General features: G+C 58.4%; 22 protein-coding genes and 1 tRNA gene. 7 read left to right on the top strand and 16 right to left on the bottom strand.

The features are described from left to right. Positions 1 to 431 precede the first annotated feature (431 nt). The gene (mscL, locus tag F6V25_RS16180; protein WP_151129645.1) at positions 432 to 827 is read right to left on the bottom strand and encodes a large-conductance mechanosensitive channel protein MscL; all 396 of its coding nucleotides are present in this window, start codon (positions 825 to 827) and stop codon (positions 432 to 434) included. 440 nt (positions 828 to 1,267) lie between these two features. After that, positions 1,268 to 1,357: transfer RNA gene (locus F6V25_RS16175), tRNA-Ser, on the bottom strand. Between the two features lie 288 nt (positions 1,358 to 1,645). Between F6V25_RS16175 and F6V25_RS16170 the strand changes: the two genes are divergently transcribed. Continuing rightward, the gene (locus tag F6V25_RS16170; protein ID WP_151129644.1) at positions 1,646 to 1,900 is read left to right on the top strand and encodes a hypothetical protein; all 255 of its coding nucleotides are present in this window, start codon (positions 1,646 to 1,648) and stop codon (positions 1,898 to 1,900) included. Positions 1,901 to 2,191: 291 nt separating this feature from the next. Here F6V25_RS16170 and F6V25_RS16165 read toward each other — a convergent pair whose 3' ends face one another. The 7 genes from F6V25_RS16165 to F6V25_RS16135 form a co-directional block, all read right to left on the bottom strand. Continuing rightward, a complete protein-coding gene (locus F6V25_RS16165; protein ID WP_151129643.1) occupies positions 2,192 to 3,316 on the bottom strand; it encodes an MBL fold metallo-hydrolase in 1,125 nt (374 codons plus the stop codon). A 36-nt stretch (positions 3,317 to 3,352) separates the two neighbouring features. Beyond that, the gene (locus F6V25_RS16160) at positions 3,353 to 4,282 is read right to left on the bottom strand and encodes a DMT family transporter (protein WP_338045605.1); all 930 of its coding nucleotides are present in this window, start codon (positions 4,280 to 4,282) and stop codon (positions 3,353 to 3,355) included. Continuing rightward, positions 4,279 to 4,701 (bottom strand): (deoxy)nucleoside triphosphate pyrophosphohydrolase, encoded by a 423-nt coding sequence (locus tag F6V25_RS16155; protein ID WP_151129642.1) that lies wholly within the window; start codon positions 4,699 to 4,701, stop codon positions 4,279 to 4,281. Before F6V25_RS16155 ends, F6V25_RS16160 begins: the two co-directional genes overlap by 4 nt. Before the next feature lie 62 nt (positions 4,702 to 4,763). Next, entirely contained in the window at positions 4,764 to 5,630 is an 867-nt protein-coding gene (locus F6V25_RS16150) for a YitT family protein (RefSeq protein WP_151129641.1), read from the bottom strand. Between the two features lie 51 nt (positions 5,631 to 5,681). Beyond that, on the bottom strand, positions 5,682 to 6,305 hold the full coding sequence (locus F6V25_RS16145; protein ID WP_151129640.1) for an HAD family hydrolase: 624 nt from the start codon (positions 6,303 to 6,305) through the stop codon (positions 5,682 to 5,684). Beyond that, positions 6,295 to 6,630 carry a cupin domain-containing protein gene (locus tag F6V25_RS16140; protein ID WP_151129639.1) on the bottom strand — a complete coding sequence of 112 codons (336 nt, stop codon included), beginning with the start codon at positions 6,628 to 6,630 and terminating at the stop codon, positions 6,295 to 6,297. The genes F6V25_RS16145 and F6V25_RS16140 overlap by 11 nt, the downstream gene beginning before the upstream one ends. Before the next feature lies 1 nt (position 6,631). Next, positions 6,632 to 7,582 carry a CopD family protein gene (locus F6V25_RS16135; protein WP_151129638.1) on the bottom strand — a complete coding sequence of 317 codons (951 nt, stop codon included), beginning with the start codon at positions 7,580 to 7,582 and terminating at the stop codon, positions 6,632 to 6,634. 279 nt (positions 7,583 to 7,861) lie between these two features. Between F6V25_RS16135 and F6V25_RS16130 the strand changes: the two genes are divergently transcribed. Beyond that, positions 7,862 to 8,563: a GGDEF domain-containing protein gene (locus tag F6V25_RS16130; RefSeq protein WP_191966236.1), complete on the top strand. Its 702-nt coding sequence runs from the start codon at positions 7,862 to 7,864 to the stop codon at positions 8,561 to 8,563. Here the strand turns inward: F6V25_RS16130 and F6V25_RS16125 are convergent. Together F6V25_RS16125 and F6V25_RS16120 are read right to left on the bottom strand one after the other, a co-directional pair. Then, positions 8,545 to 9,066 carry a DUF4118 domain-containing protein gene (locus F6V25_RS16125; RefSeq protein WP_151129636.1) on the bottom strand — a complete coding sequence of 174 codons (522 nt, stop codon included), beginning with the start codon at positions 9,064 to 9,066 and terminating at the stop codon, positions 8,545 to 8,547. The genes F6V25_RS16130 and F6V25_RS16125 overlap by 19 nt on opposite strands. A 120-nt stretch (positions 9,067 to 9,186) precedes the next feature. After that, positions 9,187 to 9,507: an Hpt domain-containing protein gene (locus F6V25_RS16120; RefSeq protein WP_151129635.1), complete on the bottom strand. Its 321-nt coding sequence runs from the start codon at positions 9,505 to 9,507 to the stop codon at positions 9,187 to 9,189. Positions 9,508 to 9,679: 172 nt separating this feature from the next. Between F6V25_RS16120 and F6V25_RS16115 the strand changes: the two genes are divergently transcribed. From F6V25_RS16115 to ruvA, 5 genes are all read left to right on the top strand, one after another. Beyond that, positions 9,680 to 10,927 (top strand): NAD(P)/FAD-dependent oxidoreductase, encoded by a 1,248-nt coding sequence (locus tag F6V25_RS16115; protein ID WP_151129634.1) that lies wholly within the window; start codon positions 9,680 to 9,682, stop codon positions 10,925 to 10,927. 410 nt (positions 10,928 to 11,337) lie between these two features. Further along, a complete protein-coding gene (locus tag F6V25_RS16110) occupies positions 11,338 to 12,063 on the top strand; it encodes a polyprenol monophosphomannose synthase (RefSeq protein ID WP_151129633.1) in 726 nt (241 codons plus the stop codon). Positions 12,064 to 12,070: 7 nt separating this feature from the next. After that, complete coding sequence (locus F6V25_RS16105; RefSeq protein ID WP_151129632.1) at positions 12,071 to 12,253, top strand: hypothetical protein; 183 nt, start codon at positions 12,071 to 12,073, stop codon at positions 12,251 to 12,253. Between the two features lie 42 nt (positions 12,254 to 12,295). After that, positions 12,296 to 12,832: a crossover junction endodeoxyribonuclease RuvC gene (gene ruvC, locus F6V25_RS16100; RefSeq protein ID WP_151129631.1), complete on the top strand. Its 537-nt coding sequence runs from the start codon at positions 12,296 to 12,298 to the stop codon at positions 12,830 to 12,832. Beyond that, positions 12,829 to 13,428 carry a Holliday junction branch migration protein RuvA gene (ruvA, locus tag F6V25_RS16095; RefSeq protein WP_151129630.1) on the top strand — a complete coding sequence of 200 codons (600 nt, stop codon included), beginning with the start codon at positions 12,829 to 12,831 and terminating at the stop codon, positions 13,426 to 13,428. The genes ruvC and ruvA overlap by 4 nt, the downstream gene beginning before the upstream one ends. A 189-nt stretch (positions 13,429 to 13,617) precedes the next feature. Here the strand turns inward: ruvA and F6V25_RS16090 are convergent, their stop codons facing one another. The 5 genes from F6V25_RS16090 to F6V25_RS16070 form a co-directional block, all read right to left on the bottom strand. Then, a complete protein-coding gene (locus F6V25_RS16090) occupies positions 13,618 to 14,505 on the bottom strand; it encodes a TPM domain-containing protein (protein ID WP_151129629.1) in 888 nt (295 codons plus the stop codon). A gap of 78 nt (positions 14,506 to 14,583) precedes the next feature. Beyond that, entirely contained in the window at positions 14,584 to 15,168 is a 585-nt protein-coding gene (locus tag F6V25_RS16085; protein WP_151129628.1) for a LemA family protein, read from the bottom strand. A 42-nt stretch (positions 15,169 to 15,210) separates the two neighbouring features. Further along, a complete protein-coding gene (locus F6V25_RS16080; RefSeq protein WP_338042778.1) occupies positions 15,211 to 15,480 on the bottom strand; it encodes a SemiSWEET family sugar transporter in 270 nt (89 codons plus the stop codon). Next, positions 15,477 to 16,220: an RNA methyltransferase gene (locus F6V25_RS16075; RefSeq protein WP_151129627.1), complete on the bottom strand. Its 744-nt coding sequence runs from the start codon at positions 16,218 to 16,220 to the stop codon at positions 15,477 to 15,479. The genes F6V25_RS16080 and F6V25_RS16075 overlap by 4 nt, the downstream gene beginning before the upstream one ends. Beyond that, complete coding sequence (locus tag F6V25_RS16070; protein WP_151129626.1) at positions 16,217 to 16,855, bottom strand: DedA family protein; 639 nt, start codon at positions 16,853 to 16,855, stop codon at positions 16,217 to 16,219. Before F6V25_RS16070 ends, F6V25_RS16075 begins: the two co-directional genes overlap by 4 nt. Between the last annotated feature and the right edge of the window lie 6 nt (positions 16,856 to 16,861).

The raw sequence follows: 16,861 nt of genomic DNA, 5'->3' as shown, positions 1-16,861 counted from the left end.
AATACCGGCTGGGAGGTGGGCTGCCCGGCCAGATGATAGAGCGCCTTAAGCGCGTATTTGGTCTTTTTCGATATCATGTCTAGTTGAACTATAGATAAAATAAATATACCCGGACGTCAAGGACTTTTTTATTTTAATCCGATATGGCCGTGTCCGGTTAGAAAATTGCTTTAACCGTAGTGTCCTCTAAAGTGTTAATAATAACAGCTTGTTGCCGTATTTTTTGTTTTGACATTTTAAAAAAAAGACGGCGCAATTCCATAACTACGCCATGTTATGGCGTCATGAATGCCGCGGTTCACCTCGGTTTTGATCTGAATCGGGCTATTCCGGAAAAGATCTTTTTCTCTGACGGCAAGGCGGATAAATGCCCCTGCGTGAGCAAGATCCTGGAACCGGGCCGGACCGGGGTGATGGGGCGCTGGCACAAGCTATTTTTTTTCCTTGAGCAGGTCCCTTATTTCAGTGAGCAATATTTCTTCCTTAGATGGTGCCGGAGGCACCGCTGCTTCTTTTTTTCTAAGCGAATTAATAGCCTTTACCGCCATAAATATGGCAAAAGCAATTATCGTGAAATCGATGATAGTTTGGAAAAACTTGCCGTAGCTAATTAGTACTGCCGGTTTTTTCTCCACGGCTTCCTTAACAATGATCGACAGGCTTGAAAAATCGACTCCGCCCAACAGGGCACCAATCGGGGGCATGATTACATCGCCCACGAAGGATGATACAATCTTACCGAATGCAGCACCTATGACAATACCTACAGCCATATCGACCACATTCCCTTTTACTGCGAACTCCTTGAATTCTTTAATCATGCTCATGGTGGCCTCCCCTTCAGTCGGAAGTTATCTGCTTCCAATCAACGGCACATGGTCGTCATTCCGTTCAATCTGACGCTGTGAATATCTTCCTACGCCCGGTAGTTACTTCGTAATGGGCACAACCGGACAACATTCCCAAAGAGGCCACAGTGGCAAGGAAAGGTGATGCCCCCAATATTTTCAGCCGATTCATTGTTGGCCGCATTACATATAGTCATTGCATATATTCAAAATTATTAGCACCTGAAACTGGTTAGTCAATGGCGGCTCAGAATAATTTGCTTTGTTTCAGGGATAAATGTGCATTCGGATATGAACTGTTCCGATTGCCAACGCTCAATTGCGGACATTCATTTCCAGAACCGTTATTGCCTTTGCTCCATATCTGCCACATAAAACGAAAAAAGCCAGTCTGTAAAAGACTGGCTTCGCTCGTAAACTGGCGGAGAAGTAGGGATTCGAACCCTAGGTGGAGTCACCCCCACACTTGATTTCGAGTCAAGCGCCTTCGACCACTCGGCCACTTCTCCAAAAAAGAGTGCGTACCTTATCCTAATTTTGTTCAAAACTCAAGCCCTAGATGGCGGCTGGCATCGAGAAGCCTTGCACGTTGTTTGTCATATTAAAAAATTGACAGATCGTAAGATGGGTATCAAGATTAATGAAAATCGATCCCGAAGCCCACCCAAACGGCTCTTCTGGCATAGAGAAGAGTGGAAGGGAGGGGGATAGGGCTTCGGCCGCCACCGGAAGGTAACGCTTTAAATAATTCCTACGTTGCCGATAAAGATACTATATCGATCACAGGGAGGCTATCAATGCCACTGGCTCAACTTTCACCCGCTGTCATTGTGGGGACCCCGACAAACCTCAATCCGTTGGCCCAGGCGAACAACACCGCTACGGCGGCGGTCGTCGGCACCATAGCCCAGAAGAGCACGCAAAAGGCAAAGAGCGATTCAGTGACCATTTCGCGGGAAGCCATGGCAAAGGCGGCAGAGGCAGAAGCCCAGAGCGGAAGCGGCAAGGATGCCCAGACCAAAGGCGCAGCCCCGCAGGCGAAGGCCCGTTAATCCCATTCGTGGGGTGATTTGAGAAGGCAACCGTATGCTGGTCTGCCGTCCCTGAACGGCTGTCCATTTCCCTGTACAAGTATGATGATGCCAAGAACACGTCCGTTCTTGGCATCATTTTTTTGTGGGGGACCGTGGGCGGATGCGCTGAATTCCTGGAAGAGGTTGATGAAGTCCAGGTACAGGGTCAGGGAGCCCATGATGGCTTGTTTTCATGGATTGTCCAGGTCGTGATTGCTGCTTCCGGCCGTTGTTGCTCACGTGCCCGCACTCCTATCGGTTGCCGTGGCGTTATCCGGCTGCTCTCCCGTTCCCTCCGCCGGGCCGCAGCCAGCCATCCACGTCGGCAACGCCGACCGGCGCGGGGACAATGTGCTTGGGGAGTCGTAGAATCTCGGTTCCCTGGGGTGGTTGCAGTTCGTGGTACAGATCCACGGTGCGGCGCAGGTAGCTCTTGGAGAGGTGCAGGGGAAGCAGGTAACGTGGCGCCAGGCGTCCAGCCAGAAGGTTCAGGTCGCCGGTGGTGAGATGGTAGGAAGACCGGGCCTTGTGCACATCCGCCTCCAGAAAGGTGCACTCGGCACAGAGTAGCGTCAAGCCTCCCATGAAGCGCTCCATGATGGCCACGTTTTCCCTGGTCCAGCCAACGTCTGTGACATAGCCCAGGGAGGCGGTCGTCTCCTGGGCGCGGATAGCCTCGTACAGGGCCGTTGGATCGTCGGCCGGCTCTTCCCCCGCTCCTTCTCCGTCCCGCCGGGTGACCAGCACCTCATGCTGCTCGTTACCTTTCCACACCCTGGTCTTCAGGTCTCGCAGCCACTCGCCGGCTACCAGCCCGTGGGCCTTCAGCTTGGTTGGGTCAATGGCAAAGTGGGGTTGTTCGTTGGCCCGGAAAGCCAGCACCGGCAGCTTGTGATCCAGTATCTCGGCCTCGACGGACAGGTAACGGCACGCCCAGATCTCCCGGCCGATGCGGGGTTCTTCGCCCTCACAGGTGCCTATGAACCGGTCGGGCCCGGGAAAACGGTAGTGGAGGATGCGGTCGGCATGGACCTCGTGGAGCCGCAGAGTAAACCAGGTCGGTTCGGCCAGATTCCAGTCGTATCCCCCCAACAGATGCTGGACCCGTTCGGCGATGCCGGGCGGACCGAAGACGTCCAGAGGGCGAGGGGACGCGTGGTGGTGGCGCACCAGGGTGGGGAGCCCCATGATGTGATCCATGTGGGCGTGGGTGATGAAGACCGCTACGATGGGTTTGACGACCCGCTTGGCCAAGTGGGCGATCTGGCCGCAGTCGAAGAGCAGAGCCCGTCCCATGGGACGGATGCGCAGGAAGATGAGCGGATCGTCCAGCAGGCCGCCGAAGCAGGCAGGCTCACAATAGCGAAATGGAAGACGATGGTTGCCGCTGACCATGGCTGTTCAACACCTCCTCAGGGGCCCGGCGCTGTATCACGTCACCTCGGGGACCCCATCCTCTGTTTCCACATACCTTTTCACCAACCTCCGCTCCATAAGGTAGCGTACCCCCAGGGGAATGACAACAGCGATGAAGATGATCCCGCAGCCGAGCCATTCGCGGGCCGAGAGTCGTTCACCCAGGATAAAGAAGCCGGCGACCAGGCTCCAGACCGGGTCGAGGGTGTAGATGAGCCCGGCCCGGGTGGCGGTGACATAACGCTGGTAGGCGTTCTGGAGGGTGAAACAGAACACAGTGGGGAACAGGGCGCAGTAGGCCACCGACAGGAGGGCGGAGCGGTGCAGCGTCACATGCGGCAACGGGAGCAGCAGGGTGATGCATCCCGCCATCAGGGATGCCGTGGCAAATTGCACCAGCGAGACCAGGTAAACATCGTCGTTCCTCAGCAGTTTGGAAACGGCCACGACCTGGCAGGCGATCATGAGGGCGCAGAAGGTGGAGATCAGGTCGCCCCGGTTGAACCCCTCACTGCCGCCGGTGGCCAAAAGCCAGATGCCGACTGAGGCCAGGATGATGCCGGCCAGGTTGATGCGGCCGATTCTATCGCCCCAGACGATCTTTACTATGAACGGAATAAATAGAACAAACAGGTTGTTGAGGATTCCGGCCCGGGAGATGCTGGTCCCCTGGACGCCGAAGACAAAGCTGATGTTGGTCAGCCCCAGGGTGACACCGACCGCGGCGCCGCGCCACAGGATCTGCCGGTTGAAATTTTTGAGCCGGCGGCCGGAGACGAACAGCATGATCATGGCTGCCAGGCTGAAACGCAGCAGGACGAAGAGTGGGGGTGGGATCTCTCTCAGGCCGATCTTGGTGAAGAGGAAGCTGCCCCCCCAGAAGAAGGTGGTCAGGATCAGGATGAAGTAGACCTGTCCCATGGCGGGTTTTGGAGGGGAGGTCACGGATGCGTCCCCTCTCCAGTCCCGAGGGACCGTGTCGCCAGATAGCCGGCGATGATCGGCAGATCGGCCTCGGCCCAATCCAGGCCGAGCATCTGCTCCGGTTTCAGCCAGGCCACGGCCCGGTGTTCGATCAGGGTCACGGTGCCGTCTCCGGGGGTGCAGACAAAGGGATAGAGCGTGACCGTGAAGGCTTCATAGGCATGGGTTGCCACCGGGAGCGCCCGGCCGACGTTGATGCCGATGGCCAACTCCTCCCGCACCTCCCGGACAAGGCAGGCCTCGGGCGTTTCGCCCGCTTCCAGTTTCCCGCCGGGGAATTCCCACTTGAGGGGCATCTTCATGGTTTCGCTGCGTTGGGCGGCCAGGGTCCTCCCATCATGTTCGATAATGGCGCAGGCTACGTGGATATGAGGTTTCACAGGATTCGCTTTCGTTCAATGTTCTTGAGGTGCGCGGTTGCGACCGCCATTCGTTATTGCGCTTAATGCAAGGCCGGTTTTTTGATGATGCCGCCGACAACATCCGCCAGCGGGTGGACCAGGATGAAGGCCGATTCATCGGTTTCCGTCGCGACATTTTTGACGCTGCCGATTTCCAGGCGGGTGACGACGCAGTAGAGGATGTTCATCTCCTTGCCGGTTTTTCCCCCCCGGCCTTTGTAGACCGTTACGCCCCGGTTCAGGACGCGCACGATCGACTCCCGGATCTCGTCGCTCTTCTCCGAGACGATGATCACCGCCGTGTATTCCTCGATGCCGTTGATCAGGAAATCCACGGTCTTTGACGCCGCCAGGTAGGTGAGGACCGAGTACAGGGCCGATTCGATGCCGAGGAAGAAGGCCGCGGCGGCGAAGATCAGGAGATTCATGAGCAGGATGACGTCGCCGACCTTCAGCAGATTGCTGTTCTTGCTGATCAAGAGCGCCACGATGTCGGTGCCGTCCAGGACCGCTCCGCCCCGGATGGCCAGCCCGATGCCGGCGCCGATGAAAAATCCGCCGAAAACCGCTGTCAGGAGTTTGTCCGGTGTGACGTCCGGGTACTGGACGAAGGTCAGACAGAGGGAGAGGCCGGCGATGGTCAAAGTGCTCTTTATGGCGAACTTGAGGCCTATCTGGCGGTAGGCAAGGGCAATAAAGGGAAGGTTGATGAGCAGGATCAGGAGTGACAGGGGGATGCCCAATACGTGGGAGAGCAGCATCGAGATGCCGGTCACACCGCCATCGATGAAGTGACTGGAGAGCAGAAAACCTTTCAGTCCCAGGCCGGCAGAAAAGACGCCCAACACAATCAGGATAGCATTCAGGGATTCCCGCAGGATCGTTTTTTTGGAGAGAGTCCGGAGCATTATCTGAAAAATCCTCCCAATGCAAAATTGAAATAGTGTGGCGGTGGAGCCTTACCGGTCAAGCCGCAGAGCCAACTCTTCCAGGGTTCCAACGCATATGTCGGCAAGTTGCGGCCAGCGGAAGCAACGGGTGGTGTCCACATGCACAGTCAGCGCTCCGGCGAGGCGCCCGGCCTGCAGATCGTAAAGATAGTCCCCCACCATGACGGTGGTTGCCGCCTCCGCGCCCCAGAGTGTCATCAGGCGGTGAATGCCGTCCGGGTCCGGTTTGGGTAGGGCTTCGTCCCGCCCCAGCACATCGGTCGCTGCAAAGTAACCGCCCAGGCCGATTATTTCCAGGGTACGCAGGGCGTTATCCCGGGTATTGCGGGTCAGTACCCCCAGGGAGGCTCCGGCGCTGTAGAGACGGTCCAGCAACTCCTGCGCCCCTGGGGCGGCCTCCGTGATGTGGGCCAGTTCCAGTTCGATCTCCTGCAAACGGACATGCAGCGGACGCGCCCGGTGCTCCGGCAGGGAGGCCAGGTGACCGAGGATATCGCAACCATCGGGGATGGACAACTCCTGCCGGATGGCGGCAAAATCATGCACCGCCACGGTCAGGGTGCCGTCCAGGTCGAAAACCCAGTGGGAACGGGCCGCGACGGGGTCAGCGTATCTGGCGCCGTTATCCGCCAATATGCACCGCCAGCCAGATCGTTGTTTCGTTCGGAGCGGTCCAGGCCACACGGTGGCGCCTTCGGGCCGGGATCATGAGATAATCGCCCGCGGTCAGGCGGTGCGGCTCCGGGTCCGCGTCGAAAAGGAGTCCGGCGCTACCCGCCAGCAGCAGCACCCATTCGTCCCGGTCCTGGTCGTACCATTCCCCCTCCGGCGTGGCTTGGCCGTGGGACAGGATGCGCTCGATGCGAACGGTTCCCTTTTTGGCCAGGGTTTCGAACAGCTCCGCAGGCATATAGGGGGGGATATGGCTGAACATGTTGCCGGATTCCGTCTTGGTCATCTCACCACCAGCGCCAAAGGGCGATGACCAGGGTGATTGCAAACACCATGGCCAGGTTCATGTATGCCATGAAGAAGAATACCCGCTCATGGAGCGGCCGCGTCGGCGTGTCCGGGGTTTGGGCGATGGTCCCGACGCGGGGCAGGGCCAGCAGCCGGTCCTCGCCATGGGGGGCTTGACCGAGAAACATGGTCAGGTCCTGGCCGGCTGGGTGGCGCCCGGCATGTTTGCCCCCTTTCCAGAGTGCGCTGGCGCTGGCGTCATACACGGTGCCGTTGTGGGCGAAGTAGGTCGGTCGCCCAAGGGACCCGTCGAAAAAGGCCAGTTCGTCCGGCGTGAAAGTGGATTTGCCCGATGGGGCCGGGATGGCCGCTTCTCCCTTCTTTGCCCGTAAGCGGGGGCCGATCACGAATACCACCACCAGGGCGGAGATGACCATAATGGCGAACAGGCTGATCTTGATCATCAACAGGATACCGAAACGGGTGTGAAAGAGCATCTCGCCGGAGGTGATCCGGTAGTGCGCCAGGACGGCGCCGGTCAGGGCCATGGCTGCCATGGAGGCCAGTCCGACCCGCACCTCGCCCCGGGGTAACCCCTGTGATGCGTAGGCCGGTTTGAGCACCAGATGCACATAGAGGATCGTGCCGAACCAGAATATGGCCACCAGTAGATGGATGTAGCCACTCACCAGTCGGACGGCGCGTGAGAGGGTACCACCGCCGCTGCGTTCGCGGGGAGCCGCTTCGGCGGCCTTCGGCGTGACGTCCGCCAAGGAATGGTGCAGCTCAAACCGCTTGCCTGCCGCGGTCAGTTCACCGCCGCCGGTCTGGCTCAGATGGCAGTAACCGCATTCCTTGCCGGTCTGCTGCGCATACTCTTCCAAGGCGTTGGCAGAAATATTGAAAAATACGATCAAAACGATTGTTAATGTATATAACACAATTTTCATGCGGTCCTCCATTGTCTGGTGCCACTACACTGGGCGGAACGCGGACCGCCTGAATCGCACAATCTGCCGGTTGCCGCTCATTCCGAGTTTCCAGTGAAGCTCAATTCTTACGTTATTTCATTGTCCGACGCAAGGCTTCCGGCATGCCGACCGGATGATTGGGGCTACCTGCGATGAAGCGTGACAAAACAGATATAATCAGATAATGTACCACATTACAGCCACATGCCGGTAATTTTCCCGGCGGTGATCTTCGCAACACCATGTGGAGGGCGGACCATGGCCTTGGACAGAAAAATATCCGGATCGGCATTGCCTGACGACATCGGTCAGTTCGAGAATATCATCGCCGAGGGCAATCCCCTGTACCCCAAGTTCAAGTTGCTGCTGGAGAGTTATAAAAAGCTCGCCCACCACGCCGAGGGCCTGGCCCATGAGAATGAACTTCTCGGCACCCAGCTTGTGGAGCTTAACCGCTCCTTGGACTTGGCAACCAGGATAGACCCCATGACCGGTCTGGCGAACCGCCGCCACATCAAGGAAAAGGTTGAACAGGAATACAGCCGCGCCCAGCGCCACAATCGCAGCTTTTCCATCATTCTGGCCGACATCGACAACTTCACGAGGATCAACGACACCTACGGCTATAATGCCGGGGACGATGTTCTGGTGGAAATCTCGCGCGTTTTCATGGGCTGTGTTCGCCAAGAGGATATCTGTGCCCGTTGGGGGGGCGAGGAGTTTCTAATCCTTCTTCCCGAAACGACGATCGAGGGGGCTCTGGCGGTGGCCCAGAAAATCCACGAGTCGATCGCCATGACGGAATTCAAGGCCAACAAACCGGGCATCCGGACCACCATCAGCATAGGACTCAGCGAGTACAAACCCGGTCAGGCGCTGTTCGAATGCGTCAGTCGGGCCGACCATGCCCTGCAGCAGGCCAAGAAAAGCGGGAAAAACCGTTATATTGCCGAGCCGTAACCTTCCCCCTTTTGATCCCCTTTAATGCCTTCGGGCGTTCCCCCATGCCCCGCCGGGGGAGAGGGCTCATTCCCCTGGACGCTTTCTCTCAGTTTGCCCAGTTCGTGGAGCGCTTCTTCCAATCTCTGATTGAGCTGCATTTCGTTGAGCAGCATCTGCCTGATCTTGGCGATGGTGAGCGCCGTGGTAAGAAATGAGATCAGGCGCATGAACATCTCCCAGTAGATGAAGTAGGCGTGGGAGTAAGGATGGTTGGTATACTTGTCCGAGAAATACCAGCATATGGCCGAGGCGCCTGCCATGAAGAGGCCGGGGCGTTTGCCGCCCAACCAGGCCGAAACCGAAACTGGGATGAAGTAAAAGATGAAAAAACCGAACTCGTAGCCGGTGACATAGTCAAGCCAACCTATGAACAGCAGCATAATGAGACTGACGGCGTAGACCGTCCGGTCCCGGGCGGGCGACGGTGCCAAAATAGGTGGGATGATATAGGTACGGCCCATGGGGGCACTCCATGATCATAGAGAGATGAAGCACAGCATACCAACTCTTTGCAAAAAAAACAGCACGTGTTACAAAAATAGTAAGGTGATGGAGTTGGGGGGCGGGGCTTCGGCGGCAGGTCAGGACAGCTCGGCGATCACCTCATGCAGCTTGGCATCGATCACGGGGAGAAGAGCACTGATAATACTGACGTCGCCTTGGTTTCCCGCCAACTCCGCCTGGCGGGCGAGTTCGCTGAGTTCATATGCGCCGATAGTGGCCGATGAGGATTTGAGGGAGTGGGCGTGACGGATTGCCACAATTATCTGGCCGGCATCAACGGCATCCCGCAGCTTGCGTACGAGTTGCGGCCCATCTTGCTTGAAGATGGTGCAGATTTCGACAAACAGTTCCTGATCGTTATTTAGCCGCTCAAGCACCGCGAGTTTGTCAACTGTCATTTGTAGTCCCCCGACGGCACCGAACTGCGACCTGAATTCTTTGCCTTATAAGTTTTTGAGATTATAGAGTATAAAAATGATGATGACAAATTTTGGATATGTCCGCAATAAAACTATGGCCGCTCTTTGGAAAGAGCCCGACGCATAGTCTACTTGCGGGGGCGGGAGCACTATGAAGCGAGTCGTGATAGCAGGAATGGGGTTTGGCGGTTTGAGTGCGGCCAAAAGCCTTGCGGGAAGCGGACTGGAGGTTGTGATGGTGGATCGCCACAACTACCATCTCTTTCAGCCATTGTTGTACCAAGTGGCCACGGCCGGGCTGGAACAGGAGTCGATTGCCTACCCGATTCGGGCTTTGGCCCGGCGCTGGCAGGGCGCGCATTTCAGGCTTGGGGAAGTCTCTGGTGTCGATTTTGACGGCAAAAGGCTCATGCTCGAAGACGGGGAAATCCCCTACGACTACCTGATCCTGGCGGCCGGCAGCCGTACCAACTTTTTCGGCCAGGCCGATATCGAGCGGCACGCCTTCGATCTCAAACGTCTCGATCAGGCCGAGGATCTGCGCAACCATGTGCTGCTGGCCTTTGAACATGCCTCCCGTGAGCCCGACCAGGAGCGGCGGAGGGCGCTCTTGACCTTTGTCATCGTTGGGGGCGGGCCGACCGGCGTTGAATTTGCCGGCGCCCTGCGCGAACTGGTCGTCCATGTGCTCTCCCGCGACTATCCCGAGGTGCGGCCGGAGGAAACCCGCATTATCCTGATGGAAGCGTCCTCGTCCCTCTTGTCTGTCATGCCACGGCGATTGCAGGGATATGCGCTGGACAGGTTGCGCTCCATGGGGGTCGAGGTCATGCTGGAAACCCGGGTGAGCGGTGCGGATGGCGAGCATGTCAAGCTCAGCGGTGGAGAGGTCATCCCGACCCATACCCTGTTCTGGTCGGCAGGCGTGGCGGCCGTCGAACTGGCGGGAAAACTCGGTCTGGCCCAGGCTGGGGCGGGTAGGATCGTAGTGGCTCCCAACCTGAGCATTGAAGGGCACCCGGAGGTTTTTACCATCGGCGACATGGCCTGCCGTGAGCAGGACGGCGCCCCTCTTCCCATGTTGGCGCCGGTGGCCAGCCAGCAGGGGCAGTACGTCGCCCGCGCCATCCGTGCCCGGGAGCAGGGGGCAAAATTACCCCCATTCCGGTATCGGGACAAGGGGACCATGGCCACCATCGGCAGAAACGCCGCGGTGGCCACGACCCACGGCGTGAGTTTTTCAGGCTATCCGGCCTGGCTGGTCTGGCTGTTGCTGCATCTCTACTACCTGATCGGATTCCGCAATCGTTTGCTGGTGTTGATGAACTGGGCCTACTATTATTGGTTCCATGAACGCCAGGTCCGGCTGATTACCGCTTCCGCCCGCCGCTCTCCCTGAACAATTCGGACACTGTCGGCCGCCGGGCCGGTCTGCGGTTTCTCTGCGTGGGAAATCAGGCCGGAGACCGCGAAAACACGGACTGCCCGGCACGCAAGACCACGGCCGTCAGGCGCGAAGGGTCTCAAGTACTCGATAACAGGCTCGCTGGGAACGCTTGCCCTCAGTACGGTACAGAACTTGCTGGAATATTCGTTTGACCTGTTTTTCCGCGAAAACCCAGAGAATGGCTGTAAGCGGAGGGTCCATTTTGTCGTCGCTCGGTTGCCTCTCTGCCCCCCTGCGCCCGGTGCTTTGCGGCAGATGGCCGGGGTTATCAGCCTTGACTTTTACGCAGGTCATGCCGTACATTCGTCAGCTACGAAAGATGCTGGCGATACCCATTCCACGCGCCTTGGAGAATTCGGAACTTGAAAGCTATCGTCGTCATTCCCACCTACAACGAGCGGGACAATATCGTCCGGCTTTCCGGAGAGGTCCTCGCCCAGCACCCCGATCTGCAGATATTGTTTGTGGATGACAACTCGCCCGACGGCACCGGAAAGCTTGCCGACGAGTTGGCCGCCGGGAACGAGCGGATCAGCGTGATCCACCGTTCCGGCAAACTCGGCCTGGGGTCTGCCTATCGGACCGGCTTCAAGGCGGCCCTTGCCATGGGGGCTGATTACCTGATCGAGATGGATGCCGATTTTTCCCATTCCCCGACGGTGCTTCCGCTCTTCCTCGAAGCCATCCAGAACGCCGATCTGGTCGTCGGGTCACGCTATCTCAACGGCGTCAGCGTCGTCAACTGGCCCATTCGCCGTCTGATGCTCAGCTTCTTCGCCAGTGTCTACACCCGTTTTGTGACCGGCCTTCGGGTCAAGGACTGCACGAGCGGGTTCAAATGTTTTCGCCGCTCCGTGATCGAGGCATTTGATCTGGACAGCGTCAAATCGGACGGCTACTCGTTTCAGATAGAGATGAACTACCGCTGCATGGAAAAAGGCTTCAGGATCGTCGAAGTGCCGATCATCTTCATCGATCGGCATGCCGGCACCTCGAAGATGTCCGGCAAGATCGTCCGGGAGGCGGTCACCATGGTCTGGAAGCTTCGTTTGGGGACGCTCCTCCGACGTCTGGTCGGGAAAGGATAGTGACATAATGGGTGAAGCGTGGGGTATTGTTACCATAGTCGGGTTTGCCGGCTGGCTGGCGGCGGCTCTGACCTTTCTTTTTACATCGTTTCCCGAACGGGGACGCTTCGAAAAACGGCCCGCCATGGTGTGGGGGGGCGTCCTGGCCGTCTTCTACGCCGTGTGGATCGCCGGACTGCTGAATGCCTGATACCAAGATTGGGAATCGGTATCGGTATCAGGCGGTGCAGCCATGAGGGTGTTGGGCATCGATCCCGGTTCGCGCATCACCGGTTATGGTATCGTGGAACAACAGGGAAATCGTCTCGTTCACGTTGACAACGGCGCTATCTTCACCGACAGCGCCGCTGATTTTCCCGGTCGCCTGAAACGGATCTTCGACGGCCTTTGCTCCGTCATCGCCCAGTACCGGCCCGATGAGGTGGCGGTGGAAAATATCTTCTTTTCGACCAACGCGCAGAGCGCCCTCAAGTTGGGCCAGGCGCGGGGCGCGGCCATCGTGGCGGCGGTCCATGCCGGCCTGCCGGTGGCCGAATATACGGCGCTTCAGGTCAAACAGGCGGTAGTGGGGCAGGGCAGGGCAGAAAAAAGCCAGGTGCAGAAGATGCTCAAAGCGCTCCTGGGGCTGCCTGAGATCGCCCAGGCCGACGCCTCCGATGCCTTGGCGGTGGCGGTCTGCCATATCAACTCCTTTGCCTTGAAACAGATGACCGGGAGTGCTAAGCCGACGTCACGGAAACCCACCTCCTGGAGGGACATGAAGCTATGATCGCACTGCTGACCGGGGTTATTGCCTATAAATCGCCAGATCACATCATCCTTGACGTACACGGCGTCGGCTATCGGGTGTTGATCCCCTTTTCCACCTACTACGAACTGCCCGAGGAGGGGGGGGCCGCCTCGCTCCACATCCATACCAGCGTGCGTGAGGACGCCATTCAACTCTACGGTTTTCGCACCCGCCTGGAAAAATCTTTTTTCCAACTGCTGATCTCGGTCTCGGGCGTCGGCCCCAAGATGGCCCGCGACATCCTCTCCAACATCCAGCCCGGCCCGCTTGCCCAGGCCCTCGTCCAGGGCGATGTTCACAAACTCTCCGCAATTCCGGGCATCGGCAAGAAGACCGCCGAGCGCCTGGCCCTGGAGTTGAAGGACAAAGCCGGCAAGCTGGATCTCGCTTCAGCCCCGGCCTTCGAGGCACGGGAGATACCGGCGGAGGATGTCATGGATGATGTCGTCTCGGCGCTGCTTAATCTGGGGTACAAGGAGCCGCAGGTGCGCAGGGCCCTGGGGGGACTTGACGCCACAGGTGGGGGCACGGTGGAAGAGTTGCTCAAGCAGGCTTTGAAGATACTGATGAAATAAAACCTGAATCCGTGACGCCTCCATGCCTCCACTGGTCTGGAAGACCTCTGTCTTTGCGTTTGAGGAGTTTGCGATCGTCAAGCGAGGTACCAGCCATGTACGTGAACTGTCACGACGCGGCGGCGTGCGGGCTCCGGCTCTTCCAGACACGAGGGCATTCCGGTGTCACGGATTCAGGTAAAATCGTCATTAGTAGTCATCCGACGACCCGCCACCGTCGAAACCACCGCCCCCGCCGGAAAAACCGTCATCGCCGCCGGATGAGCCGCCCCCCCCGCCATAGAAACCGCCGCCTCCCCAACCACCTCCGTAGAAACCGCCTCCCCCGCCTCCGCCGAACATGCCGGAGAACAGCAGGCTGAGCAGAAACCCCACCACGAGGCCGACGCCGGCCAGGATCAACAGCATCACCAAGCCCAGTCCGGGAAAGGCCAGGAAGGCAGCCAACGGTAGGCCGACCGCCCCGGCCAGACCGCTCAGGTAGCGGGAAAACGCGCCGAGCAGGACGGCCACGACAACGATCAGCAGCAGAAGTACGGGGAACGAGGCAGAACTCTTCTTATGGGCACGTTTGCCAGCATCCTGGGGAGCGGCCTTGAACTCCCCCTTGGTCGCGGAGATGATGGCGTCGATTCCGGCGGTGACGCCCTGGTCGAAGTTGTCGGATTTGAGATAGGGGCGCATGACGTCACGGATGATATGGCTGGCGGTTATGTCTGGCAGCACCCCCTGGAGCCCCATGCCGACCTCGATGCGCACCTTGCGCTCGGCTTGGGCCAGGATCAGCAGCACGCCGTTGTCCCTGCCCTTCTGTCCGAGTTTCCACTGTTCGGCCACGTGGATGGAAAATTGTTCCATGTCGTCCCCCTGGAGCGTGGGGACGGTCAGCACGGCTATCTGAGTGGATGAGTCACGCTCGAAGGCGGCCAGTTTCTGGTCCAGTTGCCGCACGGTTTCGGGCGACAACATCCGGGCATAATCGTTGACCCGCCCGTTGAGGTGCGGGACATCGAGGGCCGGCAACGGGAGCGGCAGAAGAACCAGAAGCGCCAGTATGAAGATGTTGCGTAACCTCATGGTAATGCCCCCGTTGCCGCTCGTGTCCCGTGCACTGCGTTTATACCGGCGAACTGCCCGCACGGGACACGGTTTGGACTAAAACTTGATCTTTGGCGCCGTTTTTGCTCCTTCTTCCGCCTTGAACGCCTCTTTGCGGTTCAGATGCAGCATCAGCGAGTTGGTGAGCGAATTGGGAAAGGTGCGGATGCTGGTGTTGAAGACCTGCACACTCGTATTGTAGCGCTCACGGGCCACGTTGATGCGATTCTCGGTCCCTTCGAGTTGCTTCTGCAGGTCCATGAAGTTCTGGTTTGCCTTCAGGTCCGGGTATTTTTCCACCACGACCATCAGGCGGGAGAGGGCGCCGGAGAGTTCACCCTGGGCTTTTTGAAACTTGTTCAGGCTCTCGGGATTGTTGAGGATATCCTTGCTGACCTGCATGGAGCCGACCTTGGCCCGGGCCTCGGTGACCGCCTTGAGCGTATCGGCTTCATGTTTGGCGTATCCCTTGACCACCTCCACCAGGTTGGGGATCAGGTCGGCCCGGCGTTGATAGGATGATTCCACGTTGCCCCAGGCGGCCACGACCGCTTCCTCGTTTGCCTGCATGGTGTTGTAGCCGCAGCCGGACAAAAGTGTCAACAGCAGCAGGATGGGTAGTTTCGCGACGATTCTCTTCATGGTGTTCCTCCATTTATGCTTGGTGATGAAATGTGAGCCCCGTCAAGCGGCGTCGTTGCCATAGTGGAGCTTCAGGCCGATGAGCAGGGCGTTGCACGCCAACGGAACGATATTGGCAACGATCAGCGGCAGATTATGGATAAGCATACCGTAAACGATCCAGAGGGCAACACCGATGGAGAGCAAGAGCGGCTGCCAGACGGAGATGTCCCGGGCATGACGGGTGCGCAGGGTTTTTATAACCTGGGGGACGGCCGCTATACTGGTCATGGTGCCGGCAACCAGTCCGAGGAGCGTAGGGTCCAGGTTCACGGCCGTTTCCTGCCGTCGAAATCACTGCTGGCCCAGTCGATCTGGGAGATGGCGCCCCGCAGAATGGAAACCTCCCGGCTGTCGAGTTCCGCCCGGAAAAATATCCGCCGCATGGAGCGCATGATGTGCTCCGGGTTTTGCTCGTTGAGAAAGCCGATCTTCAGCAGGCAGGAACTCAGTTGGCCAAAAAAAGATTCTATCTCCTCCGACGTCGCCAGCGGCGTGGTGCGGCCCCCGCCGGGAGGCGAGCCTGCCTTGCCCAGTTCGTAACAGAACACCAGGATCGCCTGGGCCAGGTTGAGGGAACCGTAATCATCGGCTGAAGGGATGGTGGCATGCCAACGGCAGAGCGACAACTCTTCGGTGGTCAGCCCGCTGTCTTCCCGGCCAAAGACGATTGCTGCCCGGCATTCCGGGCCGGCCTGCTCCTTGAGGTTGGCGGCGACCTCCGTCGGCGAGAGGATCTCCTGGCGATACTTGCCGTGACGGCGGGTGGTGCCGACGGTCAGGGTGCAGTCGGCCAGAGCGGAGGCAAGATCGGGAAATACCACCGCCTGTTCCAGCAGGTCTTTGGCCGCAACGGCGAATTTGAGGGATTCGGGATGGAACCGGTCGCATCCCTTGACCAGCCGCAGCCGGGAAAGCCCCATGTTTTTCATGGCGCGACAGGCCATGCCGATGTTGCCGGGTGACTGCGGTTCCACCAGTACGATGGAGATAGTGTCCAAAATGGATTTCATAAGGTCGTTTTCCTTGTTTTCTGCAGGGCGCGCATCCTGGCAAGTCGCCGCCGGACCGGCCCTTTCAGTTTGAAGGCGTGGTAGGCGTGGAAGCACCAGGTAATAATGATGAATCCCACCAGCGCCAGCATCAGGTACTGCTCGTATTTGCCCACATCGTCCAGCACCAGCGCGGCGCTTTTGCCGAACAGGTAGCCGGCTAGCGAGAAGACGACCGCCCAGGAGAGGGCGCTCAACAGGTTGATCCAGAGGAATGTCCGGGGCGTCAGGCTCGTGATGCCGAGGATTATGGGAAGCACGATGCGAAATCCATAGGTGTAGCGTGAGATGAAGGCCACGAACGATCCGTACTTTTCGATCAGGCGGAGCGCTTCGCGGAATTTACGGGCAACCGGGTGAAACCGTCGCAGCAGACTCTTGCCCCTGAACCGGCCGAGGTAGAAGTAACACTGATCACCGAGGAAGGAACCGGCCCATGAGGTGAGAATGACGCCGGCCACATTCAGGTACCCCTGAAACGCCAAAAATCCGGCCATGATCAGGATCGCCTCCCCCTCGAGAAAGGTGCCGACGAACAGGACCCAATAACCGTGGTGTTGGAGATACTCTTTGAGTAGTTGCTGGAAGTGCACCATCTGCTC

The organism is Oryzomonas japonica, assembly GCF_008802365.1.
Lineage (GTDB): Bacteria > Desulfobacterota > Desulfuromonadia > Geobacterales > Pseudopelobacteraceae > Oryzomonas > Oryzomonas japonica.
Note: the sequence above shows the minus strand (reverse complement) of the source record. Positions and strands in the feature narration are given on the sequence as shown.